The sequence below is a fragment of the Campylobacter concisus genome (assembly GCF_003048835.2).
Lineage (GTDB): Bacteria > Campylobacterota > Campylobacteria > Campylobacterales > Campylobacteraceae > Campylobacter_A > Campylobacter_A concisus_D.
Genome location: NZ_CP060705.1, coordinates 1,616,810 through 1,641,484 on the forward strand (window position 1 = coordinate 1,616,810; position 24,675 = coordinate 1,641,484).

At 37.8% G+C, this 24,675-nt stretch carries 30 protein-coding genes and 1 pseudogene; 24 read left to right on the forward strand and 7 right to left on the reverse strand.

Translation table 11 applies throughout. The annotated features are described in order from the left end of the window. Nucleotides 1-69: 69 nt before the first annotated feature. Entirely contained in the window at nt 70-1,056 is a 987-nt protein-coding gene (locus CVT08_RS08140; protein ID WP_230855925.1) for a Cj0814 family flagellar-dependent secreted protein, read from the reverse strand. A gap of 74 nt (nt 1,057-1,130) precedes the next feature. On the opposite strand from CVT08_RS08140, the gene CVT08_RS10485 reads away from it, so the two are divergent. Genes CVT08_RS10485 through CVT08_RS10500 form a run of 4 tightly spaced genes read left to right on the forward strand, consistent with a single transcriptional unit; the run spans nt 1,131 to nt 2,974 of the window. Beyond that, nucleotides 1,131-2,114 carry a recombinase family protein gene (locus CVT08_RS10485; RefSeq protein WP_430622455.1) on the forward strand — a complete coding sequence of 328 codons (984 nt, stop codon included), beginning with the start codon at nt 1,131-1,133 and terminating at the stop codon, nt 2,112-2,114. A gap of 1 nt (nt 2,115) precedes the next feature. Next, on the forward strand, nt 2,116-2,316 hold the full coding sequence (locus CVT08_RS10490) for a recombinase zinc beta ribbon domain-containing protein (RefSeq protein WP_429807978.1): 201 nt from the start codon (nt 2,116-2,118) through the stop codon (nt 2,314-2,316). 6 nt (nt 2,317-2,322) lie between these two features. After that, on the forward strand, nt 2,323-2,718 hold the full coding sequence (locus CVT08_RS10495) for a DUF4368 domain-containing protein (protein ID WP_009295471.1): 396 nt from the start codon (nt 2,323-2,325) through the stop codon (nt 2,716-2,718). Continuing rightward, complete coding sequence (locus CVT08_RS10500) at nt 2,660-2,974, forward strand: hypothetical protein (RefSeq protein ID WP_009295470.1); 315 nt, start codon at nt 2,660-2,662, stop codon at nt 2,972-2,974. The genes CVT08_RS10495 and CVT08_RS10500 overlap by 59 nt, the downstream gene beginning before the upstream one ends. Before the next feature lie 2 nt (nt 2,975-2,976). Here the strand turns inward: CVT08_RS10500 and dcm are convergent, their stop codons facing one another. Further along, a complete protein-coding gene (gene dcm / locus CVT08_RS08160) occupies nt 2,977-4,158 on the reverse strand; it encodes a DNA (cytosine-5-)-methyltransferase (protein ID WP_021084971.1) in 1,182 nt (393 codons plus the stop codon). A gap of 102 nt (nt 4,159-4,260) precedes the next feature. On the opposite strand from dcm, the gene CVT08_RS08165 reads away from it, so the two are divergent. The 8 genes and pseudogenes from CVT08_RS08165 (at nt 4,261) to CVT08_RS08190 (ending at nt 8,672) form a co-directional block, all read left to right on the forward strand. After that, the gene (locus CVT08_RS08165; protein WP_009495139.1) at nt 4,261-5,178 is read left to right on the forward strand and encodes a type II restriction endonuclease; all 918 of its coding nucleotides are present in this window, start codon (nt 4,261-4,263) and stop codon (nt 5,176-5,178) included. Nucleotides 5,179-5,255: 77 nt separating this feature from the next. Next, entirely contained in the window at nt 5,256-5,609 is a 354-nt protein-coding gene (locus CVT08_RS08170; RefSeq protein WP_009295467.1) for a cupin domain-containing protein, read from the forward strand. A gap of 501 nt (nt 5,610-6,110) precedes the next feature. Next, a pseudogene (locus CVT08_RS10235) lies at nt 6,111-6,299 on the forward strand (DUF3847 domain-containing protein); the annotation flags it as partial. 757 nt (nt 6,300-7,056) lie between these two features. Beyond that, entirely contained in the window at nt 7,057-7,401 is a 345-nt protein-coding gene (locus tag CVT08_RS10240) for a hypothetical protein (RefSeq protein ID WP_009295465.1), read from the forward strand. Between the two features lie 201 nt (nt 7,402-7,602). Then, nucleotides 7,603-7,827 carry a hypothetical protein gene (locus CVT08_RS10505; RefSeq protein ID WP_009295464.1) on the forward strand — a complete coding sequence of 75 codons (225 nt, stop codon included), beginning with the start codon at nt 7,603-7,605 and terminating at the stop codon, nt 7,825-7,827. Beyond that, nucleotides 7,781-8,140 (forward strand): ATP-binding protein, encoded by a 360-nt coding sequence (locus tag CVT08_RS10510; protein WP_009295463.1) that lies wholly within the window; start codon nt 7,781-7,783, stop codon nt 8,138-8,140. The genes CVT08_RS10505 and CVT08_RS10510 overlap by 47 nt, the downstream gene beginning before the upstream one ends. After that, entirely contained in the window at nt 8,141-8,437 is a 297-nt protein-coding gene (locus CVT08_RS10515) for an ATP-binding protein (protein WP_107698022.1), read from the forward strand. A 61-nt stretch (nt 8,438-8,498) separates the two neighbouring features. Further along, on the forward strand, nt 8,499-8,672 hold the full coding sequence (locus tag CVT08_RS08190) for a transposon-encoded TnpW family protein (RefSeq protein WP_009295461.1): 174 nt from the start codon (nt 8,499-8,501) through the stop codon (nt 8,670-8,672). Nucleotides 8,673-9,339: 667 nt separating this feature from the next. Here the strand turns inward: CVT08_RS08190 and CVT08_RS08195 are convergent. The 5 genes from CVT08_RS08195 to CVT08_RS08215 all read right to left on the reverse strand — a co-directional run bounded on the left by CVT08_RS08195 (nt 9,340) and on the right by CVT08_RS08215 (nt 14,059). Continuing rightward, nucleotides 9,340-10,932 (reverse strand): relaxase/mobilization nuclease domain-containing protein, encoded by a 1,593-nt coding sequence (locus CVT08_RS08195; protein WP_009295460.1) that lies wholly within the window; start codon nt 10,930-10,932, stop codon nt 9,340-9,342. A gap of 35 nt (nt 10,933-10,967) precedes the next feature. Beyond that, the gene (locus CVT08_RS08200; protein WP_009295459.1) at nt 10,968-11,309 is read right to left on the reverse strand and encodes a plasmid mobilization protein; all 342 of its coding nucleotides are present in this window, start codon (nt 11,307-11,309) and stop codon (nt 10,968-10,970) included. Nucleotides 11,310-11,675: 366 nt separating this feature from the next. Further along, nucleotides 11,676-11,963, reverse strand: coding sequence for a type II toxin-antitoxin system RelE family toxin (locus CVT08_RS08205; protein ID WP_009295458.1), 288 nt, complete (start codon nt 11,961-11,963; stop codon nt 11,676-11,678). Beyond that, entirely contained in the window at nt 11,953-12,204 is a 252-nt protein-coding gene (locus CVT08_RS08210) for a type II toxin-antitoxin system Phd/YefM family antitoxin (protein ID WP_009295321.1), read from the reverse strand. Before CVT08_RS08210 ends, CVT08_RS08205 begins: the two co-directional genes overlap by 11 nt. An 82-nt stretch (nt 12,205-12,286) precedes the next feature. Continuing rightward, nucleotides 12,287-14,059: a site-specific integrase gene (locus tag CVT08_RS08215; RefSeq protein ID WP_034964515.1), complete on the reverse strand. Its 1,773-nt coding sequence runs from the start codon at nt 14,057-14,059 to the stop codon at nt 12,287-12,289. A 659-nt stretch (nt 14,060-14,718) separates the two neighbouring features. Here CVT08_RS08215 and CVT08_RS08220 point away from each other — a divergent pair. The 12 genes from CVT08_RS08220 to CVT08_RS08275 are packed head-to-tail and all read left to right on the forward strand — an operon-like array spanning nt 14,719 to nt 24,573. After that, nucleotides 14,719-15,357 carry a YdjY domain-containing protein gene (locus tag CVT08_RS08220; RefSeq protein WP_107855822.1) on the forward strand — a complete coding sequence of 213 codons (639 nt, stop codon included), beginning with the start codon at nt 14,719-14,721 and terminating at the stop codon, nt 15,355-15,357. After that, a complete protein-coding gene (locus CVT08_RS08225) occupies nt 15,357-15,734 on the forward strand; it encodes a hypothetical protein (protein WP_107855821.1) in 378 nt (125 codons plus the stop codon). The genes CVT08_RS08220 and CVT08_RS08225 overlap by 1 nt, the downstream gene beginning before the upstream one ends. Further along, nucleotides 15,731-17,248, forward strand: a complete 1,518-nt coding sequence (locus tag CVT08_RS08230) for a TIGR04282 family arsenosugar biosynthesis glycosyltransferase (protein WP_107855820.1) — start codon at nt 15,731-15,733, stop codon at nt 17,246-17,248. Before CVT08_RS08225 ends, CVT08_RS08230 begins: the two co-directional genes overlap by 4 nt. Further along, on the forward strand, nt 17,245-17,946 hold the full coding sequence (locus CVT08_RS08235) for a TVP38/TMEM64 family protein (protein WP_107855819.1): 702 nt from the start codon (nt 17,245-17,247) through the stop codon (nt 17,944-17,946). The genes CVT08_RS08230 and CVT08_RS08235 overlap by 4 nt, the downstream gene beginning before the upstream one ends. Then, the gene (locus CVT08_RS08240) at nt 17,924-18,586 is read left to right on the forward strand and encodes a TVP38/TMEM64 family protein (protein WP_159070983.1); all 663 of its coding nucleotides are present in this window, start codon (nt 17,924-17,926) and stop codon (nt 18,584-18,586) included. Before CVT08_RS08235 ends, CVT08_RS08240 begins: the two co-directional genes overlap by 23 nt. After that, a complete protein-coding gene (locus tag CVT08_RS08245; RefSeq protein ID WP_107855817.1) occupies nt 18,555-19,259 on the forward strand; it encodes a TIGR04283 family arsenosugar biosynthesis glycosyltransferase in 705 nt (234 codons plus the stop codon). The genes CVT08_RS08240 and CVT08_RS08245 overlap by 32 nt, the downstream gene beginning before the upstream one ends. Nucleotides 19,260-19,280: 21 nt before the next feature. Continuing rightward, nucleotides 19,281-19,895 (forward strand): DUF6037 family protein, encoded by a 615-nt coding sequence (locus tag CVT08_RS08250; RefSeq protein WP_107855816.1) that lies wholly within the window; start codon nt 19,281-19,283, stop codon nt 19,893-19,895. A gap of 42 nt (nt 19,896-19,937) precedes the next feature. Then, nucleotides 19,938-20,903 carry a heterodisulfide reductase-related iron-sulfur binding cluster gene (locus CVT08_RS08255; protein ID WP_107855815.1) on the forward strand — a complete coding sequence of 322 codons (966 nt, stop codon included), beginning with the start codon at nt 19,938-19,940 and terminating at the stop codon, nt 20,901-20,903. Beyond that, the gene (arsS, locus tag CVT08_RS08260) at nt 20,900-21,835 is read left to right on the forward strand and encodes an arsenosugar biosynthesis radical SAM (seleno)protein ArsS (RefSeq protein ID WP_107855814.1); all 936 of its coding nucleotides are present in this window, start codon (nt 20,900-20,902) and stop codon (nt 21,833-21,835) included. The genes CVT08_RS08255 and arsS overlap by 4 nt, the downstream gene beginning before the upstream one ends. A 16-nt stretch (nt 21,836-21,851) precedes the next feature. Further along, complete coding sequence (locus CVT08_RS08265; RefSeq protein WP_107855813.1) at nt 21,852-22,274, forward strand: C-GCAxxG-C-C family protein; 423 nt, start codon at nt 21,852-21,854, stop codon at nt 22,272-22,274. After that, nucleotides 22,274-23,662 carry a sodium:solute symporter family transporter gene (locus CVT08_RS08270; protein WP_107855812.1) on the forward strand — a complete coding sequence of 463 codons (1,389 nt, stop codon included), beginning with the start codon at nt 22,274-22,276 and terminating at the stop codon, nt 23,660-23,662. The genes CVT08_RS08265 and CVT08_RS08270 overlap by 1 nt, the downstream gene beginning before the upstream one ends. After that, a complete protein-coding gene (locus CVT08_RS08275; RefSeq protein ID WP_107855811.1) occupies nt 23,659-24,573 on the forward strand; it encodes a metallophosphoesterase family protein in 915 nt (304 codons plus the stop codon). Before CVT08_RS08270 ends, CVT08_RS08275 begins: the two co-directional genes overlap by 4 nt. Nucleotides 24,574-24,675: the final 102 nt, after the last annotated feature.

Here is a 24,675-nt window from a genome sequence, read left to right on the forward strand (position 1 = left end):
TAAAAGCCTTTTGTATTTCCTAGTTTGTAAATCGACCTTTCAACGATTTAGTTTATATATGATTTCTCTTTACACAAAACTCTTACTAATAGAACTTATCCTCTCGCTCCAAGAATTTGCTAGAGAATTTATATCCTCTCTAGTTGGCTTAAATTTCTCATATTCGTTTGAGGCAACACTTTCTGTGTTAATGTTCTTTGATCTTGCATACATTAAAAGCGTTAGCTCTTTAAGTCTTTCTTTTATGAGTGCTTTTATGCTCTCACTATCCTTACCCACCTTTTCAAAATCCACAAAGTACTCTTTATGCTCCCCAGTGCTTGATATATCATTTAGCGCAGCACTACTTAGCTTAGTCTTTGCACTATCACTTGGTAGCGGTCTAGAGCTGCGTAAAAATCCCATAAAAAGAGCCTCTTTGCTATAACCTTCATCTGACTTATAAAAAGAGACATCAGGGTTAAAGCTAAACTCATCACCTGCTTCGCTCATCGTAAAATCAACCTCTTTTACTATGAGCCTAACGCCTGCACTTGATAGAGACTTAGCGCTATTTAGATCATCAGTGCTAGAGTAGATGTTTGAGATAGTAGAGTTTGATAGATCTTTTAGCAAATGTCCTTTGGCATCGTAGTGAGTGCCTTTTATGCTGTAGCCTTTTGGTAGTTTGCCTATATCTGCAAGAGTGTAGCTCTTTTTATCATCACCTAAAGCGCTAGACGTCATTTGATCAAATAGTCTGTAGTAGTGCTTTATAGTGTCGGCCATATCGATGTTATCAAAGATCTTTATCTGCTCGTCTTTGCTCTTGATGCGGTTTAGCACATGGTTGCGCTCGGCAAATCGGCTAAGCTCATCAAGTGTGCTTTTATGGATTTTAAAGCCCTGTGGCAAGCCTGCAGCTTTGTTAAAGTCAGCTCCCATAAAGCCAGCTTTATCTACTGTGTAGCCGTAAGCTTGAAGATCACTGAAATTTAAAGAGATGAGGCTGTTTTGAGAGGGAATAGTATAAGTAAATTTAGCTGGCTCTTGGAGTAATAGAATTAAGGAGAACACTTAATCACTATATTAGTGAAATATGTACTTCTTAATTCTTTTTTATTTAAGAAACTAAGAGAAAGGGGGTAAAAATGAGGAATTATGAAAAGATAACAGCACTCTATGAGAGATTAAGTCGTGATGATGAACTTCAAGGAGAAAGCAATTCTATTGTAAATCAAAAGAAAATCCTTGAAGAATATGCAGGTAAAAATAATTTAAGCAACATCATACATTTTACAAATGATGGAATAAGCGGAACACAGTTTGATAGACCGGGCTTTATGGCAATGATTAACGGAGTTAATCAAGGTAATATAATAGGTTGTATAATCGTAAAAGATATGAGTAAACTTGGCAGAGACTATCTTAAAGTCGGTCAATGTATGGAAATCTTAAGACAAAAGGGAGTTAGGCTCATTGCTATCAATGATAATGTAGATAGCTTTTATAGAGAAGATGATTTTACCCCTTTTAGAAATATTATGAATGAATGGTATACAAGAGATACTTCAAGAAAAATACAATCTACATTCAGGTCAAAGGGGGAAAGCGGAAAGCATACGGCAAGCTCTCCACCTTATGGATATATCAAAGATGAAAAAGACAAAGATAAGTGGATTGTAGATGAAAAAGCAGCGGAGATAGTAAGGAGAATATTCAATCTGACCATGCAAGGCAATGGTCCGTATCGAATAGCAAAGATATTGGAAAGTGAAAAAGTAGATATACCTGCTTACCATCAGCAAAAATTAGGATATGGACTACATCAAAGCAAAGTGTTTGAACATCCTTATCGTTGGTGCAGTTCTACAATTGTAAGTATCTTAAAGAAACAGGAATATTTAGGTCATACTGTAAACTTCAAAACAAGAAAGCATTTCAAGGATAAGAAAAGCAAATATGTATCTGAAGAAAACTGGCTGATATTTGAAAATACCCACGAGGCAATTATAGACCAAGAAACCTTTGATAATGTGCAAAGGATAAGAGGAAATGTAAAAAGGTATCCCGATGGTTGGGGAGAATATCACCCTTTAACTGGGCCTTATGTATTATGCAGATTGTGGCAGTAAAATGTATGTTCATAGAACAAGTAATTACAAAAATATTCCCTACTACACTTGCAGTGCTTACACGAAAGTACCCTGTGGAACGCTTTGTCCATCTACTCACAGGATAAAAGCGGAAGCAGTCTTAAACCTTATACAGGAAACCTTAAAAGACATTAAAAAATATCTTGATGAAGATCACGAAGCCTTTATCCGTTCCATTTAAAATGAAATGGAAGAAAAGGAAAAAGTAGAGATAGAAAAGACAAAAATAAGATTAATGGAAAGTAAAAACAGGCTTCAGGAACTTGAACGATTGATGTGCCGTATTTACGAAGATATGATACTTGAAAAAATACCAAGTAATCGATATGAGATACTTAACAGTCAATATGAAACAGAGCAAATAGCTTTAAGCAAAGAAATTAAAGACTTAGAGTTTGCAATATTAAGATATGAAAAAGAAACAGATAAGGCGAAAAAGTTTATATCTCTAATAAGCCGATATGAAAATTTTGATGAACTTACAACTACAATGATAAATGAGTTTGTAGAAAAGATTATTGTTCATGAAAGGAATAGAAAAAGTAGTCAAACATCAAAGCAAAAAAATAGAGATATATTTTAATTTTATCGGTAACTATGAGCCACCAAAAGAAGAATTGACTGAAGAAGAAGAAAGATTAAAAATTGAGGAAGAAGAGAGAAAAATCAAGGAAAGAAAAGATAGACTTCATCAAAACTACTTAAAGCGTAAAGTAAATGGAAAACAACAGGAATATGAGGAAAGGTATAAGGCAAGGAGAGAACAGAGAAAACAAGAAAAATTAAAGGTTCTGAAAAGGGCAGGTATACAAGTTAATAAGTTAGAAAAAAGAGATTGAAGTTAGTTAATCTCTTTTTTAGTACAGGTATCAAGTATATCAATTATGTTATTTGCAATTGCATGGATAACAGTAACGGCAACAGAATTACCAAACTGTTTGTAACTTTGAGTATCACTTACAGGAATGATATAGTTTTCGGGGAAGCCTTGAAGTCTTGCAGCTTCACGAGGTGTTAGTTTTCGTGGATTTTTTCCTTTTTGCTCAATAAGTATTTCACTCCCGTCTTTATAATATCTTGCAGATAATGTATTTGTATAAGGACTGTTTTCATTGAACAATGTGTAACCAAATCCATTTCCCTTTATTTTATGTTCTTTCTTTCGTCGTTGATGACCTTGCCAAAGTGCATTTGAAATGGTGTATTTAGTATCAACATTTTGCTCTAAAATATTTCCCACAGAAACATCTGGGCAGGGAGGAATTGGAAAAGAAAAATCTTTATAGTTATCTATTTTATCCTTATCAAATCCAACAATGTAAATACGCTCTCTATTTTGTGGAACACCGAAGTCTTTTGCTTTAAGTATAATAGAATGAACATCGTAGTTTAAATCCTTTAATGTTTTTTCTATTGTTTTATAGGTACGACCTTTATCGTGAGATTTTAGGTTTTTGACATTTTCAAGAAGAAATGCCTTAGGTCGTTTCTCTTTAATAATTCTTGCAATTTCAAAAAATAATGTTCCACGAGTATCTTCAAAACCAAGCTTTTTACCGGCTTGACTAAATGCTTGACAAGGAAAACCACCGACAATAATATCATGATTAGGAATATCTTTTTCAGATATTTTTGTAATATCTCCAAAAGGAGTTTCACCAAAATTTGCCTTATATGTTTTTACTGCAAATTTATCAATTTCACTACTGAATACGACATTTGTTTTACCTGTTTGGTAAAATCCAAGCCTTGTACCACCAATTCCGGCAAATAAATCAATGATTTTATAGGGGGCATTTTCATTATTGGGGAAAGGTACTTTTTCAGGAAATGATAAAATATGTTTCAGCTCAATGGACGATGGCTGACTTTCTCCATTTTCCCATCTGCGAATTGTCCTATCTCCGAATTTGGACATACCAACAGCATCAGCTAATTCTTTTTGAGTCATTTGTAATCTGATACGCTTATTTTTTATTAAAATAGCAGGGGAATTATCTATGATTTGTGGTATAATATTCATATATATTCTCCTTTTTATATATGTTATTTCAAGGACTAACTGTCCTCTATTTGACACTATTGTACCATATAGAAGAAAATTTTTCAAGAAAGGAAAAGAGTTATGGCAAATATTTCTCTTGATGAATATAAAAACTTAGTTAAAGAAAAAAGGAAAGAAGGCTTTAAACAGCCTTATGACTTAGTTTATGATAATTTTATTACATTAGGATACGACAAAGTCCCTAAAGAATTCTTTTTAAGTAATGCAAGTGAAGTTGTTGAAAAACTTAGAAATAGCTGTTGGAGTGAATTTCAGCCATTAGAAAAAGACTTTACTTCAAAAATGCTAAAAGAGTTAGTTGATGATGAGTATATCAAAACTCTTACACCAATAGAGGCAATTACTTGGTTTGTGGAAGAATTTCCGGAACATATATATGCTTTGACTTTGTCAAATACTCAAAGTAGGAGGAGTAGAGCAGGTAAAGAATTTGAAAGTATTATAGAACTCATTTTGATTGGTGCAGGGATTCCACTTGACAGTCAAGGTAATATAGGTAAACAAGAGTTTGTCAATAAAGGTCTTGGTAAATTGGTAGATTTAGTTTCTCCGGGTGTTTTAGAATACATTGTAAATAAGAGAAATACTGTCTTAATTAGTGCAAAAACCACATTAAGAGAAAGATGGCAAGAAGTACCTGAAGAAATGGGAAGAACAGGTGCAAGAGAAATGTTTTTAGCAACTCTTGATACTTCTATTAGCTCTGATGTATTGAACACTCTATATGAGGCTAATATACAAGTTACAACAACAAAAAATATAAAAGAAACATATTATTCCGATAATGAAAGGGTATTAACCTTTGAAAAGTTGGTTGAAATATGTTTAGACAATGTTTCTCATTGGAAAAATTTCAACTACACAGTAGAACAAAATGAGCAAATGATAGAGCTTATCACTAAGCAAATTGAAAAACACCAAAATCATAAATTTGTAGAAGAATATTATGATGAGAGATTAAAAAACATAAAGAAGTAGACAAATTAGAATTTGTCGGTATATCATTAAATCGCATTTTTTCGATTAAACTATGGAATACAAAGGAGCAAATAATCATGAGCGAACAGAGAATCTATTGCATGGACCTTGTAAAAAAAGAGGATCCGGAAAAGGCTGTCAGAACACCGTTTTATCAGACAGAATCTACAGGCGGATCGGTCTGGGTTATCAAACCCGGTCAGACATTGCAAAAGCACTATCACCACAATTCCGACGATATATGGATCGTCCTTCAGGGAGAGGGAATATTCTACCCCCAGCCTAATGAAGAGGTTCCATTCAAGAAAGGCCATGTCATAGTATCGAAGAAAGACTCCTGCCACGGAGCAAAAAATACTGGAGATGAGGATATCATCTTTGTAAGTATAGTAGCACCTGTCCCTTCCGACTATGATCCTATAAACGAGTGACAGGAAAATAAAATTCCCGTTTGACAAAGGATTGTGATTATACTTGAGAAAGAAAAATGTTTATATAACATTGGGATACATAGCTGTATATCTGGTGATATATTGGTGAGAGCAACTTGATTGGTTGGCTATTTACTAATATTTCAACTGGTGAGCATAGTTATTTATATGGTTGGTTGCTCAGTAGTAATCTGTTTTGGTATGCACTTGCGATTTCTGCGCTTCCTTCTCTTTGGGGTAAGTTTAAGTTTTCGGCTGTTACTACGGCGGGATTTATTGTAGGTATTGTAGCAGGCATAATCGTTGAGAAATACAAGAAGTAAGTCAAATTTCAGTTTGTCGAGCTGAATAATACAGATTCAAGACGATAGAAAGTAAAACATCTATCGTCTTTTCTTATGAAAAAAACTTGAAAGGAGATGAAATTTATGGACAATAAAAACAGAATTAGAAAAAGTAAAAGAAAAGATTGAAAGCAAGTAAGAAGAAAAAAAATATGAAAAGAAACTATCTCAGCTTAAAAATCAGGAAAAGAAAATCAGAAAGCAAACGAGCCTTGAAGAAAGAAAAAAGCGAAACCATAGATTGATAGAGCGAGGAGCAATCTTAGAAAGTTTAATTGAGGGAGCAAGCGAGAAAAGTAATGAAGAAATAAAGGCTATTTTGCAAAGAGCATTTCAAAAAGACTAAGAAACGCAAGGACATAGTATAATTGTAATTCCCTTAGATTTTCTAAGGGCGCAATTATACACCCTTTAGGTGTCCTTGCGACCTGCGGTGCTTTTACCCTTGCGGGGAGCAAAGAAAAAAGCCGAAGCATTTTTCCGTATTAAAGGCAAAAGACAACTGAATATAATTCATTCGCTTTTTTATCATCAAGGGTAAAGCACATTCACTATCGCTCACCCTTGACAATAAAAATTTGAAACAGATAGCTTACATTAAGCCGACATACTGAAACAACAAAAGTCGGCTTTTTCTATTGTACCGTTTCAAAACGCTCATTCAGTTTATAGAAAAGCAAAAGTATTTTTAAGACCGACATCTAAAACAACAAAAGAAAAATAAGAAGATGACAAATGCCACATTCCCAAAATGGGAGTGTACCTAAATCAAAGACAGTACTAATCAAAGGGGGTAGTGAAACACGACTTCCTTAAAAGATAAAAGGAGTAACGATTTGTTGCTACATTTTCATAACAAAAGATAGGAGAGAAAAATGGCAGATAAAAGGATGTTTTCAATAAAGATAGTGGATAGCGACTTATTTTTGGATATGCCATTAAGTAGCCAATGCCTGTATTTTCATCTATCTATGAGGGCAGATGATGATGACTTAAAAATTCTAATTACAAAAGGTTTTGTAATTGTCTTTTAAAGAGGGGTTATAGTCATTACCTATTGGAAGATAAATAACTACATCAGAAATGACAGACGAAAAGAAACGATGTATCTTGAAGAAAAGCAAAGTATAACGCAAACGGAAAATGGAGCATATATCAAGGTTGAAAATCTTGGTATACCAAATGACAACCAAGTGTCAACCGTTTGTCCGCATAGTATAGTTAAGGGTAGATTAGATAAGAGGAGAATAGAACAGGTTGCCCCAGTGTCCCTTTATGGAGAGTATCAAAATATTCATTTAACCGATGAAAAATACCAAAATCTAAAAGATAGGCTGAAAGGTCATACAGATACAATGACTGAAAAGCTATTAAGATATATCAAAAGTAAAGGCACAGACTACAAAGACCACTATGTAACAATCCTTAATTGGTATGAATTGGTATGAACAGGATAAAGAAAAGCTATCACAGAAAAATAATCAAAATAAAAGCCATAGAACCTATTCAACCAACTATGAAGACAGCGACAGCCTATAAAAGGTGTTTTTAAGGGTTTAATCATAAAAGAGGTGTCAGACTATGGTTAAGATAAAAATAAGCCTTAAAAACGCATTATAGAGCCTGATGTAGAAAAGGAGACTAAAATTATGAATGATAAAGAAAATATGATTACTACAAAAATTCAAGGGACAGATTTTATCTACAACAAAGATACTCACTATGAAGAAGACGGACATATCTATTGCAAGATTTGTAATGAAAGAATAGACGGTAAGGTAATTCCGATGTTGGATAAGCCTATGATTATCAGAACGGCTTGTAAATGTGATAGAGATAGAGCTGAACAAGAAAAAACTGTTAAAACAAGATAGGTTGAGACAAAGCTGCTTTATATCCAAAAATCAAATAGCCTACACCTTTAAAAATGCCGATGAAGATACAGATAAGGAAATCATCAAAAAAGCAAAGAACTATGTAAAACATTTTGAAGAAATGAGAAAAGATAATGTTGGACTGTTACTTTACGGAAATGTAGGAAGTGGCAAGACCTATGTAGCTTGTGCTATTGCCAACGCTATAATTACAGAATATAGCCATACAGTAAAAATGAGGAACTTTGCACAGATATTAAACGACTTACAAAAAGGCGGCTTTAATCTTGATAGAAACGAATATATCGAATAGATAACAAGCCCTACCCTACTAATTCTTGATGATTTTGGAATAGAGAGAAATACAGAATATGCCTTAGAGCAAATTTACAATGTAATCAATGCAAGATACCTAAAGGCAAGACCAACCATTATAACTACTAACCTTAATTTCAAAGATATAGAAAAAGAACAGGAAGATATAATGCTTGGCAGGATTTATTCAAGGATAATCGAGATGTGTTTACCTCTTAGGATAACGGGACTTGATAGAAGAAAAATACAGAGCAAAGAAAAGCTGAAGAAAGCACAAAACTTAATAGATGAATGAGAGCGATTGGAAAAGTAAAAAATTCTAATCGCTTTTTAATTGCAAGAAAAGGAATGATGATATGCAAAAAAATAATACAGAAACAAAAACAATAAAGAAGATTGGAAAAACTACCTATGAAGTTGTTGTACATTTTAATAAAAATACTACTGAAACAATGCAAGACAAATTGAAACGCATAATGCTTAGAGAAATTGAGAGTGAAAAACATCAAAAAAATGATAAAAATGATTAGAAAGTCCTTGACAAGTTGTTACAGGTTTGGCTCGCTAATCTTTTCTTTGGTCTTTTGGTTAAAAATATCACTAAAATTTGCAGACCTGCCTTGTTTGTGCTGTTGCTTAGTGTATGAATTTATATTGGTGCTTAAGATGCTAATATCATTCGTGGTTTGCCTCCTAGCTTCTTGCTTTTTAAGTTTTAATTAAAGTAACCATAAAATAATTGACTATCCAAATTTATCAGTCAAAATAAACAAGTGACAAATATGCCAATCACAAAAATTACAAAAATTTACTTTTACTAAGTCATTCTTTGGTGGGACTGATTTAATTCCAGTATGCGCCAAAATTCAATTCAGATATTAGGGCGAGCATACTCTATGTAGCTACAAAATGTTACCATTTGCATCTCCATAGAGGCTCGCAAGGATAGCTTGCCGCTCCCTTGACCCACGCTTAAAAAATATTTTCTTTATTAAAGTGGCCATGCAAGATAGGCTTTTTTTAATAAAAGCTTAAGTTGATTAAAGGCAGCCATAAGAACAAAAATAATTAGACTAAATTATTTTTTATGATCTACAAAATATATTTTAGTATATTTTTAAAATGGCAACGTAACAAATAATGTTTGGAAGTAATAAATGAGATGATTATGTAATAAACTTAGTAGAGTCTCTACGTTTAAAACATATCTAGACTTTGAGTTTTTTCCTTGCATACATCACCCACATGGTGATATATGCTGGCTTTTTGGGAGTATTCACGCTCCTCTATAAATTCTCTACATATTCTTGTAGCATCTTGTGCTCTATCTGTAAGCTCTCGTATTCTTCTCTCAAATTTTGGAATTTTTCTTCTAAATTTTCTAATTTTTCTTCCAAGCAAGATATTGAACTCTCGTACATATCTCTTTGTTGCTGCAAAGATTCCGTTAAGGCGTCGTTGCAATCTTTGTTCAAGCTCTTGACTTTCTTTGTTAGCTCTGTCACATTTGTCTGTAATATCGCGAGCTTCTTCTCGCAGTCTTGTTGCAAATTCATTGTTTCTAATTCGTGCTTGCTCCTTTCGTCTTCGATCGTCTTCGTCAAGCGCTCGTTCTCTTCTAGCAATGCTTTCTCTAATGCTGTCATCCTCTACTCCATTTTCATTAATATAAATTTCCTGCTCTCGTTCTCTATTATCTCTTTGTCTTTTGGAATCGATATGTAATACTCCCTCTGGGTCTTGTCCGCAGTAGGTTGGCTGTATCTCCATTGTTTTGGTATCGTCCAAGCTACTTCTTCCTTTAATATCATTGCGTGCACTACCCAGCCAATTGCTATTCCCAAAATTAGTGCGGTAGCCGCTGATAGCGAGATTATCACCGATCTGTCCTTGTGATGCAAGGATATTGTTTTTTGAAGTTCTTTCGACATATCTTTCTTGATTAAATCTATCTCTTTTAGCAATAAGCTCCTCAAGTTTTCGCCTATTTTCTCTGCACTCTGCTTGTGTATTTCTATCATGGAATTCTCTAATTCTTCTGCTTGAGCTTTGGCTGAGTTCTCCAAGTCTTTGAGCACTGGTGAAGTCTGCATCGTATATTCCTCCTTTTAGACGATTTTTTGTTTTTTTAGTAGGCAGTATGATCGTTATGCCTTTTTTGTTGATCCTGGTTATTTCGATACCATTTTGTTTAAGAAGTTCAATCATGTGGTCTCTATTTTTAATATAGCCTTGCTTAACCAGATCGTGCAACTTTTGGTCTAGCTCTTCTAAATTTTTATAATGATTGATGTTTTTCTTGCTAGACAATATAGTTTGCTCTTTTGCTGGATCATCTGGACTTGATAGTCCATACTCATCGTTAATGATCTTTTTGATTAGATCTATTCTCGTTTGATCATATTTGGCAAAATAAGGATTAAATGACCTGTCTGTTTCAAGATCTATCTTAGGGATAAGGAAATTTAACTCAAGCCGTCCATCCTTGTCTGAGTGTTCTACCCATAATACATTTGTACGTTCAAGCATATATTCACCCAAAAGAGCATATTCAAAATCCTTAATAATTTTTAGTTTTTGCTCTTCAGTTAAAAAGTCATGCCTCTCTTCAAATGATAAAACACCAAAACAGGTCTTTTGTTTATAGGTGATGCCTTTTATAATAGCTCTAGTTAAATTTTCATCACCTTTTATAACTCTTGCTGTTCCAGCAGCTTTTCTCTCATTTAAAAGATAATTTATGCTCCCAAGGCCACCACCAGTATAAGTACGAAGAAATTTAACTAGCATCACTAGTGCCTTTATTTGTATTGATACAAGGCGAATCAAGAAACATATTTTTTACCCAATATTTCATAAATTTTATGTAAGATCTTATTATCGTCGGCTATGATCTCAATACCAACTCTATCTAGGCTTTGCCCACTATTTAATTTGGTGGCTATTTGGTTTATGTTTTGTCCTTGTCTAGATAGCTCAATTAGAAGTTCCCTTATAATTGGTGCATAAATCTGCTTAGACAACATAGCTCTTAGGGCAAATTTTGAGAAAGTTAGGCCACTTTCTTGTAATTTATTATTAATCACCAACCATTCTGCATTACTTAGCCTAAGTCTTTTAGTTATGACTTTGGTTACCTTGCGTTTTTTTATCTTTTCAGAACTCACGTAAATTTACTCCCAATCTAAGAAGAAGCCACTCAAAAAATCCTATGCCATAAAAATTTTTGTCAGACTTGCTCTTTAAATATCTTTTAAGGTTATTTTATAAAATTTCACAGCCTAAAACAAGGAATTCGGTAGGCTTCAGGCCGCTAAAATGCGTGTTTTTTAAAAATACTATGAAATATATAATATAATTTTTGTAGCTTCTGGATTTTCTCTTAAAAATTTAGTCTAGTATGAAATTAAGAAAATAAAATAATAAAAATATAGGGGTTATGCTCATCATAAAAGAGCACTTTAGATAGGACAAGCTAATAACATAAAATTAGTTACTAGCAAATCACAGATAACTAAAGTCTAGCTTTATGCTTAGTTAAATTTATCCTTTAGCATCTCGTATACTTCGTTGTTCTCTCTTTTGCCGACAACTAGCACTAACACTACTATCTCACTATCTTTTACCTGATATGCCAAGCGGTAGCCGACATCTCTTAACTTGATCTTATAGACATCTTCGTAGCCTCGTAGCTTGTCCTTGGCAACCTTTGGGTTTTCTAGACGCTCACTTAGCTTCTTTTTAAACTGCACTTTTATGCTATTGTCTAGCTTTTGCCACTCTTTTAAAGCGCCTGGTAAGAACTCTAACTCATAGCTCATCTAAGCTTACTTTTACTGGTTTTTCACCACTTGCTAGAGCAGCATCTACTGCTTTACTTAGATGATACTCTTCTATTATCTCTGCCATTTTTTCATAGACAGCACTTGGTACTAGATATGCGCTAGGGACATTGTGGTTTAGTATAGCTACGACATTATCTCCAGCTTGTTTTAAAATTTGAGCTGGAGACTTTTTTAGCTCACTTATGCTAGCTGTAAAATTTGCTTGTATAGTTTGCATTTTTATCCTTTATTTAATACCTAAAATAATACTAAATAAGATATAAAGATAGTCTTAAAAGTTTATGCTTTGAAATTTATCCCTACTCATTATCATACGATACCATCTCTACTTTAGCCTTTAGTGTGTTTGCATTAATAGGCTTGGCATAAGTGTTTAGTAAAATTTTATACTGCTTTTCATGTCCTACTATCTGGGCTATAAGGTTAGCTTCTACCTCGCGTTGCACTAGATAGTCTATAAAGTAGTGCCTAAAAGAGTAGAAGGTCTTTTTAGAGTCTTTGTCTATAAACTTTCTTTGGATCTGGCTTCTAAAAATTTCAGAGAAGTCCTTATTGCTTACCTTAAATATATTTCCGCTTTTCTTGCTATTAACATATTCTAGCAGACCTAGATCTATGAGCTTACTATGAATAGGCACAAACCTAATGCTGTTTTTGGTCTTGGTGGTTTTACCATCATTTGTGTTTATGTTAAAGCAGTAAATCCCATCTTTTAAAGCTATATCTTCCTTATGAAGCTGTGTGATCTCTTTTATCCTCATGCCACTATAAGCAGCTATCATTGTGACGTAGTAGAGCTCACTAGCCTCTATCCTTGAACTTGGTGATTTACCACTTTGTTTGATACTAGTTACTATCTCAAAGATCTTTCTAGCTTCTGATGCTTCGTATGGAAGCACTGCCCTTTCGCTAGGGTCTATGTCTATCTTGACATTCATTTTTGCAGTTATGCTTTTACTTATATAGCCGCTATCAAAGCAGTAGTTAAAAAACTGAATAACCCTTATCATATATTTTTGGATAGTAGGCTCAGAGAGTTTATCGTCATTTTCTCCTAGCTTAAGTATCTGAGATAAACTTTTATCTTTATACCTGCTCTTTTGAGCTAGCTTAGTTGGAATTTTATAAAGAAGATCTCTAAATTCAAGCAAGTTATCTCTTGTGATCCTATAAACTGGCGTATCTTCGTTAAAGTATAAAAATAAGAGCTTTTTTACGCCAGTAACTAGTCTTTGCGTATCTGGCGACCACTTGTCAGCTCTTTTAGTGTTTGTCTCAAATATCTCGAATGCATCCTTTAAGCTCTTTTGATCTTCTAAATTTAAAGCTGAGAATTGATTGCTAGAGCCAGATGTCGCTTGCAGTACTTGCCTGATCTCATACTCTTTGGTTATTTTGGCGCTAGGATTAAAAATACTAAAGCTACTATCGTCATCTAATTTTATCTTGATATTTTTTGGTGGATTTGGGTCCATTATAATATCTTCCATGCTTCTATGGTCATTCTTTGTTCTTACTAGCTTTAAATTTGAAGTTGAGCCATACTTTTGATCTAGTATGGCATAAACCGTCTCGCTAATCCTCTGAGCCATAGCCTTAAGCTGCCCATCAGTAATGGGCAAACAACCACTATTTTCAAGCTCTTTTATATTTTCTTGAAAAGAATCTATATCCTTAGCATCAAACGAACTAGGCGTGGCTTTAGTATCATTAGAGCCATCTTCAAGGAAACAGTGCTCACGCTTGTCATCAAAGAGCACACTGCTCTTCTCAAGCTTTGATACAAGATAGTTAAGTGTTAGTATGTTTTTCTCTAAAAGAGTTTGCCCTATGTTCTCTTTATCCTTGCTGCCAAGAGCACCAGCAGTGTTAGTGATATTACTTATATCCTTAATTAAAATTTGAGGTAGATCGCCATCTATCAAACTTTGTTTAAAGTAGTCATTGAGCGCATTTAGAAATTCTACATCCATCTTCTTATTAAGAAGAGAGTGCTCTTTGATGCTCTTACTAAGCTTTACTTTCATAAACGAATTTACAAAAGATTGGATTATGTTATCACTAAGATTCATGTGAACTGCCCTTTTTATCAGGTAAAGATTATTATCTAGAATTTTAGCCCTTTTTCTGGCTTTTTCCAAGAGATTAGTGGATGTGGAGAAGCAAATTTCTCGCTTTTCGTTAAAAAATTTTCTGATGCTTGGAGCAAGTGTGACTCGGTAGTAATATATACCGTTTCGCTCCCTTAAGTGTTGTCCCATATTTAATAGCCAACCGGTCAAAAATGGAACAGTTTTATGTAACGACTAAGTAAAAAATCGTCTAAAGTGCGTATTTCAGGCTTTTGTGAGCTCATATAAAAAATCCTCATAAGCCGGAGGTCGGGAGTTCAAGTCTCCCCCGTGACACCAAAACACCCTATTTTAGGCACTAGCAGTGATGCTTTTGTTCTTTCCCTTTCTTTAAAATTTCCTTTAAGAGTGGAACACTTAGTTACTAAAGTGGGACAGCCTCTTAAAAATCCCAAAATTATATCTCATTTACACTTCTAAAACAATGAAAAATACTAATTTTTGCGCATTATGAACAAAATGTCATTTAAACAATTTTTTATTTTAAACAAAATATAATTCAAAAATATTTTTTAGGCGAGGTTCGCCTGCAACATTTACAAATTCTCTAAAGTTTTCGTAAATCAAATTTCAAATTTTCTTCACAGGAAGGCACTAATATGTTTAAAAAAGCTATTTTTATGGCTATTTTTAGTCTGTTTTTTACCGCAAGCGTTCAAGCTAGCGACGATCAAGTTGGCGTAGTAAGCGCTCAAAATCCGATGGTAGTAGATGAAAGCGCCAAAACTATCACTGTTTTAGCCAAGGTAAATGGCAAGTATTTTACTGAAAACACTCGCCACGCAGTCGTTTTCAAAGATGGAAGATTTGGCGATAAGCCTGTGTTTATCGCACTTGCAAATCAAAACGATTTCTACCAAGCTATGAAAAAAATAGGCGCCAAACCAGGCAACAATATGACTCTAAAAAATGGCCCTGAAACACACGTCGAAGGCGACAAGATCAAGATCGAAGTAACATGGAACGGCGCACCAAAAAGCTACGACATCAACGAAGTCATCACAGATAGTAACGGCAAACAAATCGACATGCGTTTTGGCGGCAATGAAGCGACCGCAAAGAGCTTTAATACCGGCTGCATCGCGTGCCTAGATAGCTGCTCAGTCGGCATCATCTCAAACCACACCTACACTCACGGCGCAGTTGAAAAACGCGGCGAAGTCGTATTTCACGGCAACAAAGACGTTTTACCGCCTGATGGAACATTTGTAGCGATCAGCTTTAGGGTTGCAAACTGATGCACGCCCTTAGAGCCCTATACTACGCGTTTTGCGCTTTGCTTTTAGGGCTTAGTGCGGCGCTTTTAGTCTCGCTATCAGTTTGGCTCGAGATGCGCGTGCACAACCGCTATATCGTGGCTGGATTTTTCGTGGCTGGGCTACTTTACGGGCTCTCTCAAAAACGCACGGCTGTTTTTGCACTAGTTTTTAGCCAAAGTTTGCTCTTTTTAGTCACACTTTGGCTTGGTAAGCAAGAGCTACTCTTTTATCTCATCAAAGAGAGCTATTTAGAAATTTTAACTCTATCTCAAGTGAAATACCTATTTTTGGGAATTTTAACCTTTCTAAATATCTTTTTTCTATTTAAATTTACCGCCACAAAGGGTAAAATTTGAAAAAAGCGCTGATACTTTTTACCAGAGCTCCGATCGCTGGCAAGACTAAAACCAGGCTGCTTGACTTTTTGACGCCACAACAAGCGGCAAATTTGCATAAATTTTTACTAAAAGATATAAACTCCAAGCTTCAAAAGCTAAAAAACGTCAAAATTTTCATCTTTTTTACGCCAAGCGATAAGGCTAAAATTTTAGAGCAAATTTTGGGCGAAAAGTATGAGTTTATCCCTCAAAGTGGAGGCTCACTAAGCGAGCGAATGCTTAAAGCATTTAAACACGTAAAAACACTTGGATTTGAGCAAATTTTACTAATTGGTAGCGACATTGCAAATTTCACCGCTCAAGGCTTTAATAGCTATTTTAAAGCACTTGGTAAAAACGATGCCGCTATCGCCCCAACGCTTGATGGCGGATACTGCGCTATCGCTCTAAGAAGCGCCAGCTTAAGAGATGAAATTTTCTCAAGCGACTACTCTTTGCTCGATAGTGTATGCGAAGGGGTTTGCGCTAAATTTGAAGAGCTAAATTTAAACTACGTTAAATTTAAACCGCTTCGTGATATCGACACAAAAGAGGATATTTTCGCTTATATTTTGGGTGTGCGACCAAGTGCTATAAAGCCCCTTGCTAACGGCGAATACAACATAAACTACAAATTTCACAAAGGTGGTCAAAATGTATTTCGAATAAATACAAAGTCGCAAATGGCGCTTGAAAATCAAATAAAATATGAATTTGATGCGCTTAAAATTTTACAAAGCTCAAAGGTCACGCCAGCGCCGTTAGAGTACTACGAGCCAAGCCCGCTTTTACCGCGAGGGGCGATGAGTATGGAGTTTTTAAAAGGGCGCGCGCTAAGATACGAGAGCGATCTTGAGACGGCGGCAAGTTTGCTAGCTAGCGTGCACACAGTCAAGATCCCGTCAAATCACAGCCTAATCACTGCGCAAAAGCCATTAAAAGCGATGTTTGAAGAGTGCGAAAATATGGCTAACGTCTATCTAAACTCAAATTTAGCCCAGCCAAAAACCGCTGAGATGATCGAATTTTTCTTAAAAACGGCAGAGAAATTTGACCTTGAGCGCGAGATAGAGGAGCCTTGCGTCATAAATACCGAGCTAAATTCCGCAAATTTCATTATCGGCAAGGACGCGGAGAGTTCTTTTATCATCGACTGGGAAAAGCCGATAATTGGCGAGCGTGAGCAAGATCTGGCACATTTTAGTGTGCCAACGACCACGTTTTGGAAGACGGACGTGATATTTAGTGCTGATGAGATAGAAAAATTTATAAATTTATATGAAAACTACTCGAAAAAAATGGTAGATAGGCGAAAATTTAGAGAGTATTTTACGATGACTTGCTTGCGAGGAACAAGCTGGTGCGCGATGGCATTTGTCGAGTATAACGGTGCTAGAGCCATTAAAAACGAATACACTTTTAACAAGATAAAAGCCTGTCTTAGCGACAAGTTTTTGTCGAATTTACAACAATATTTTAAGGAATTTAGATGAAAAAATCCCAAATTTTTCTCCTAGTCGCCGTCGCTATAGTCGCGCTGGCATACTTTTTTATCCCTGCGGTAAACAAACAGATCACTGACTCAGTCGTGATGCTTAGCAAATTTGACCTAAATGAAGTCTATGCATATTTGCAAAGCTTTGACAAGACTACGGCAGCTTGCGTGAGCTTTTTTTTGATGGTGCTTCAAAGCATCATGGCGCCAGTGCCAGCGTTTCTCATCACGCTTTCAAATGCGATGATATTTGGCTGGGTCTGGGGCGCTGTGCTATCGTGGAGCTCGGCTATGGTGGGCGCTGCGCTTTGCTTTTACATAGCGCGTATTTTAGGTCGAGACGTCGTTGAAAAGCTAACTGGCAAAAAGGCGCTTGCAGCTACGGACGAGTTTTTCACGAGATTTGGCAAGCACACGATCATCGTCTGCCGCTTGCTACCGTTTGTGAGCTTTGACCTAGTAAGCTACGCAGCAGGGCTTACATCGATGAGATTTTGGGGATTTTTCTGGGCGACTGGTATCGGTCAGCTTCCTGCGACCATTGTATATTCGTATTTTGGCGGCAGTTTGATGGGCGGTGGCAAAATTTTATTTATCGGTCTTACCATGCTATTTGCCTTCTCAATCGTGGCCTACGTCGCAAAGAAAATTTTAGATGATAAAAAGGCGCAGCTTGAAGCAAACAAGGCTGCTTAAATTTGCTATCATCGCCGCGATCATACTCGTGGCTGCATTTTTGATGCAAAAGATCGGCGTTAGCGAGCTTCGTGAGCTCATCGGCGAGCATGTACTATTTGCTCCGATGATCTATGTCCTATGCTTTGCTATCTTGCCGATATTTTTATTTCCAGTGCCGATTTTGGCTGTCGTTGCAGGTGCGGCATTTGGGCTATTTGCCGGCAGTTTATACACCATAATAGGCGCGATGATAAATTCCGTTTTGATGTTTTATATCGCAAGATTTTTGGGATTTCGCGCCGTTAGCGACTTCACGCAAAACTCAAAAAGCAAAATTTTAAAAACACTTGGCGAGCCTGGCGGTAAATTTAGCCTGATTTTGATCCTTCGCCTAATGCCGCTTGTGCCGTATAACGCCCTAAACTACGCATGCGGCGTGATGAACGTGAGCCTGCGCGACTACGTGGTGGCGACCTTTGTAGGCATCGTGCCGGCAACTTTTATAATGGTAAATTTGGGTGAAAAAGCCCTTAATATGCGCTCAAACGGCTTTATCATCGCCTGCGTTTTGATGGCGGCGCTTGTGGTACTTTCTAGCTGGGGCGCAAAAAAGATAAGAGCAAAACGTGGCGATCTCGGTAATAACGCCGATCTATAACGAGCCGTGCGAAAATTTGGAGCGTTTTTGCTCTATTTTGGCGGCTCAAAAAGGGGAATTTGAAGTGATATTTGCTGATGCTAGCGAGCCAAATTTCTATGAGAGCAAAAATTTTGATTTAGCACTAAATTTGAGCAAAATTTTCACGCCTGAGAGATTTAAAATTTTACCTTGCAAAAAAGGCAGGGGCGCTCAGCTAGACGCTGGGACGAGCGTAGCTAAATTTGAGAAGCTTCTCTTTTTGCACGCTGATAGCGCGTTTTGCGATGAGAGGGCGATTCTGGCCGCTGAGAGGGCGCTTGATCGCTGCAAGGCTGGCTGCTTTAGGCTTAAATTTGATGAGAGTGGAGTGCTTTTAAATTTGATCGCGCTTTGCTCAAATTTACGCGTAAAGCTTAGAAATATCGCGTTCGGCGATCAGGGGATTTTTATACGAAAAAGCCTTTTTAATGCAGTTGGCGGATTTGAAAATTTGGCTATTATGGAGGATTATAAACTAAGCATGAAGCTAAAAAGATCTGGCGTGAAATTTTGCCAGCTAGCTCAAAATATAATCACAAGCGCACGTAAATTTAGGCGCGATGGCGTCATGAAAACGCTAGTAAAAATGCAAATTTTGCAGTATAAATTTAGAAATGGAGCGAGCGCTGATGAGATCGCAAAAAGTTATTAAAATATATAAATGAGAATAGTAATGCTTAAAAATATAAAACAGCTAAAAGAAGATATGGCTTTGAAGCAATGGACGATTTGTAGTTTTTTGTTTAAATATAAAAACATAGACTATATAGTCCTCGTAAAGCGATTTGTTGGCCTAGAAAAAAGAATAAGCGATTACGCTTTAGTTAAGCTACACTTTATGGATGCTAAAGATCTTTCACGAGATTATGAAATAGAAGCTAATTCGGCATCGTTATTAATAAACGATGTAAAAGAATTTAGATTATATTTTAAAATAGAATATAGTCAAAATTTAGGTGACATAATTAGGCAATTTACCGAGAAACTATCGCGAGATATTCCTTTGTGCATGCCTGAAAATTTAACAAATATAGAGCGACAAGCGCTCGTAAGATCACTGAATATTAGTGACTCAGAGAACCCAGACAAAATATATTGTAAAGGCATAAGAAGAAATCCAGATGGGCAGCATAGATCTGATTTTAACTCTGATAAAACAAGGCTATTAAGACCTTTATTGTTTGAGAAATTTATCAATGATTTGAGTATTAGTTTTTGCTACTCCATCAACTTCAATGATGAAAAAACAGATGCAGAAATTTTATATAATTTTTCAAAAAATGGCTAAGATTATATACGCTAGTAATAATAAAAAATTAAAATTTAAAATATGAAATCACAACTAAAAGTTATTAAAAACCCGCCAGAGCTTTGCATAGAGTGCGGAGCGTGTACGAAACACTGCGAGTTTTTGACCAAATACGATATAAATTTGCTTGATTTTTCAAAGCGAAAAGATCTCGCATTTAGCTGCTTTTTGTGCGACGAGTGCTACAAGGTCTGCCCAAAAGACATCAGCGGCAACGAGATTGCATTAAAGCATAGAGAACAGATCAAAAGGCCCTTTCGCTACCTAAATTTCTTAAAATCGCCATATCTTTACGCCAACAACTCGCCCAAAAAGAGCCGCGAACTAGTCTTTTTCGGCTGCAATTTCCCGGGCTTTTTGCCTAAAACCACGAGAAAAATCATCGAAATTTTAGAGCCATTAGGGGTTGATTTTAGCATAGACTGCTGCGGCAAGCCACTTTTTGAAGCAAATGCAAATTTTGACAAGACAAAGGCACATCTAAACGAGCTCTTTGCCGCAAAGGGCGTAGAGACGCTCATTTTGGCCTGTCCAAACTGCTACCACTTTTTAAAAGACAAGGTGGATGTCAAGATAAAGACCATATACGAGAAATTTGAGGAGCTTGGCCTAAACCACGAGATCACAGAGGAGGCGCACATCTTTTACCCCTGCCCTGAGCGCATACATAAGCCTATCTTTGAGACCTTTAAAAAGTATGTGCCAAATTTCAAAGATAGCTTTAAGGATGTAAACTGCTGTGGGCTTGGCGGACTAGCAAAAAGTAGCGAGCCGCAAATCGCCGCAGGATATCCACAGGCCATCAAGGATAAAAATTTACCAAATCTCTACACCTACTGCGCCACTTGCTGCGGAAATTTCGCCAAAAATGGCGTGCAAAATATAAAACACTTCGCCACGGTGATGAGCGGCGTAAACGAAGCGCCAAACACCGCTTATCTAAAAAACGTACTTAGTTTAAAATTTTATAAAAGGAGTAGAAAATGAACTTCACAGAGCGTATAGCACCAAAGATCAGGCATACTGATAAAATTTCAACGATCCAAGTAAATCTAGGCAAGATATGCAATCTCGCCTGTTCGCACTGCCACGTCGAGGCTGGGCCAAAGCGCACGGAGACGATGAGCAAGGAGACTTTGCAGGCTGTTTTGGAGGCGATTAGCGCGCATAAATTTAGCACACTTGACATCACCGGCGGCGCACCTGAGATGAACGCGCACTTTCGCTGGTTTATCGATGAGGCCGCTAAGATCACGCCTCACATCATCGTGCGAACAAATTTAACAATACTACTTGAAAATGACTACGAGGATCTGCCTAAATTTTACGCAGATCACGGCGTGGAGCTAGTCGCTAGTCTGCCTTGCTACACCGAAGAAAACGTCGATAAGATGCGCGGGCGAGGCGTATTTGATGGCTCAATAGAGGCTCTAAAGAGGCTAAATGCACTAGGATACGGCAAGGGCGGAAATTTGGCGCTAAATTTAGTCTATAACCCGGGCGGTGCGTTTTTGCCAGGCGATCAAGCTGGGCTTGAAGCAGACTACAAAAGAGAGCTAAAAAGCGCTTTTGGCGTGGAATTTGATCATCTTTTTACGATCACAAATGTGCCGATCGGACGTTTTAGAAGATCGCTTGAAAAAAGCGGTAAATTAGAGCCTTATATACAGCTTTTAGAAGCAAATTTTAACCCAAATGCTGCGCAAAATATCATGTGTAGAGCGCAAATTTCAGTGGGATATGACGGAGCCCTTTATGACTGCGATTTTAACCAGATGCAGGGGCTTAAAGCGCACGGTGCAAAGGATATATTTGAGCTAGCTAAAAGCGGCGAGCTTGGTAGGCAGATCGCCTTTCGCGACTACTGCTACGCCTGCACGGCAGGGGCTGGGTCGAGCTGCTGCGGCGCGCTTGCGTAAATTTAAAGGATAAAAAATGATGAGTAATGAAGAGATAGCACAAAAATTTGCCGAGCAAAACTGCGCGCAGATGATATTAGCACGCTACGCACAGCACCTAGGCGCAAACGAAGCACAGCTTATGAAGCTTGGCTTTGGGCTCTTAGGTGGCATGCAGGAGGGCTCGGTATGCGGCGCATATCTAGCGGCAGTGCTAGTTTTGGGGCTTGCTTACGGCGATGATAAAGAAAAATATAATGCAAATTTGGCGCGCTTTAAAGAGATATATTTTAAAACGCAAAAATCTAGCATCTGCAAAGAGGTCTTGGGGCATGATCTAAGCAAGCCTGATGGGCTTGAAGCGATAATGCAAAAAGGACTCTTTGCGAAAATTTGCCCCTGCGCTATAAGCGATAGCATGAGGGCTTTGGATCAAATTTTAGAGTTTAGGGAGAGTTAATGCAAGAGTATCAGTCGCTCTTTTTTTGGGGCTTTTTGATCGTTTACGGCGTGATAATGTACGCTTTTTCACCAAAGGCGCGCAGTATCGGATCGTTTTTTAAAGGTGAAGGCGAAGGCGGCGTAAAGGTGTCGCCATTTTTGCTAACGACTAGCATTTTTATCAGCTGGATATTTGCAAAATCAGTCACAAACGCCGCAAATTTAGGCGCTAGCTACGGTATCGTCGGAGGCGTAGCGTACGCAACATACTGGCTTTGTATACCAATAGCTGGCATCGTCATCTACCGCCTAAGGCGCAAATTTAAAGCGACCGGACTCGTGCAGTTTTTAACTAGCAACTACGGCGCGGCGGCTAGCATCGCATTTTGCGTGGCGATCTTGGTTAGGCTTTTTAACGAAGTTTGGAGCAACACAGCAGTCGTAGGCGGCTACTACGGAGATAGCGGCAGCATGCCTTTTATCATCGCAGCCTCGCTTTTTACGCTCTTTACGCTAGTTTATTCGGTTCGCGGCGGACTTAGGGGCTCTATCGTGACAGATGTCATTCAGGCTTTAGTTTTCATCATCGCCACGCTTTGGGTTATCGTGACTATCTTGCCAAAGCACGGCGTGGGCGAGCTAGTTAGCACCGGCAGCTGGAGCTTAGGCGGCGGCGTGGATCTGCTTTTAGTCGCTGTTTTGCAGCTAGTTAGCTACCCTTTTCACGACCCTGTTTTAACCGATCGAGGCTTCATCTGCGAAGAAAAAACAATGCTAAAAAGCTTTGTGGTCTCGGGGATTTTAGGCTTTATAGCCATCGTCATCTTTAGCTTTATCGGCATTTACGGCTCGCTTGAGGGCATCGCTGCAAAGGGCAACATCCCGGCCGAGCTTGCTAAAACCATGGGGATTGGCTCAACTATCCTGATGACAGCCGTCATGATAGCGGCTGCTGGATCGACGCTGGACTCGACCTTTGCAAGCCTTTCAAAGCTAGTTGGCTACGATATCCCAGCGATGCTAAACAAAGACGTCGCTAAAATTTCCATAAAAATCGGCATCATCTCGATGATACTTTTTGCCATTTTTGGAAATTTACCGATGATCGTGGGCACCGATATCTTAAAGGCTACGACGATTAGCGGCACGATGGTGATCGGCCTAGCGCCGGTATTTTTGTTGCATGGATTTGTGAGCCCAACAAAGCTCGGCTTTCATCTTAGCTTTTGGCTGGGGATATTTTTGGGTGTCGCATTTGCATTTGACGCGAAAATTTTCCCTGAGTTTTTAGCGATCGGCAGCGGCAAATACGCAATGCTCTTGGGCATAAATTTATATGGACTCATCGCTTGCACGCTTGCCTATGCGCTGCCTGGGCTACTTTGCGGCTGCAAAGATAAAAGATGAGCTCTTGCCCGCTTAGCTACGCGCTCAATTTCCCGTCGGGGCCAAAATTTCAAAGCCGCTGCCTATATGTCGTAGGCGGACTTTACGGCAACGTCTTTGCGCTCAATGAAATTTTAGCTATGGCGGACGCCGAGGGTGCGGATGTCGTTTTTAACGGCGACATCCACTGGTTTGACGCGGAGACAAAGAGCTTTTGCCAGATAGAGCGTGAGATAGAAAAACGCGCTCTAACGGCGATAAACGGCAATGTAGAGTTCGAGCTAGCAAGCGGACAAAACGGATGCGGCTGCTTCTATCCCTCATGCACCGACGCTGGCACCATAAATCGCTCAAATTTGATCCATGCACGCCTAAGCCGCCTTATAAAAGAGGGGTGCGAGCAGTTTATAGAAATTTTTAAAAAGCGTGCCAAATGCGAGCTAGTAAGCGTCGGCGGCGCAAATATCGCTATCACGCACGGAGATGAGAAATTTCTAGCTGGCTGGGGCTGCTCTCGTGAAAATTTGGCTCAAAAAGATAGACAAGATGAGCTAAATTTGTGGTTTAAAGAGCGTAAATTTGACGTGCTAGCCTGCACGCACACATGCGCCCCTGCCGCCATAGCGCTAGAAAATGGCGTAGTGATAAATAACGGCGCGGCTGGCATGCCAAATTTCGCCGGTAAGCTTTATGGGCTCATAACTCGCATCGCGCTTAAGCCTAGCAAAGAGGCGATATACCGCGCTAAACACGGCGAAATTTATATCGAGGCACTTCCTGTGCGATACGATGCGGTGAAGTTTTTAGGCTGGTTTGATCAAATTTGGCAGGCTCAAAGCCCAGCTGTGATCTCGTATAGAGACCGCATAGCAAATGGTAGCGAGGGCGAGATAAAAGAGGCGATGCTTGGCGGATTTTGGCAAATTTATTAATATGAAATTAATAAATTTGCATATACAGTCCTGCCTAAAAGTCGGCGGTCGTCGATAGACCTTTGCAAAATTTAGGCAAAATAAATAGTGAAATTTTATCAA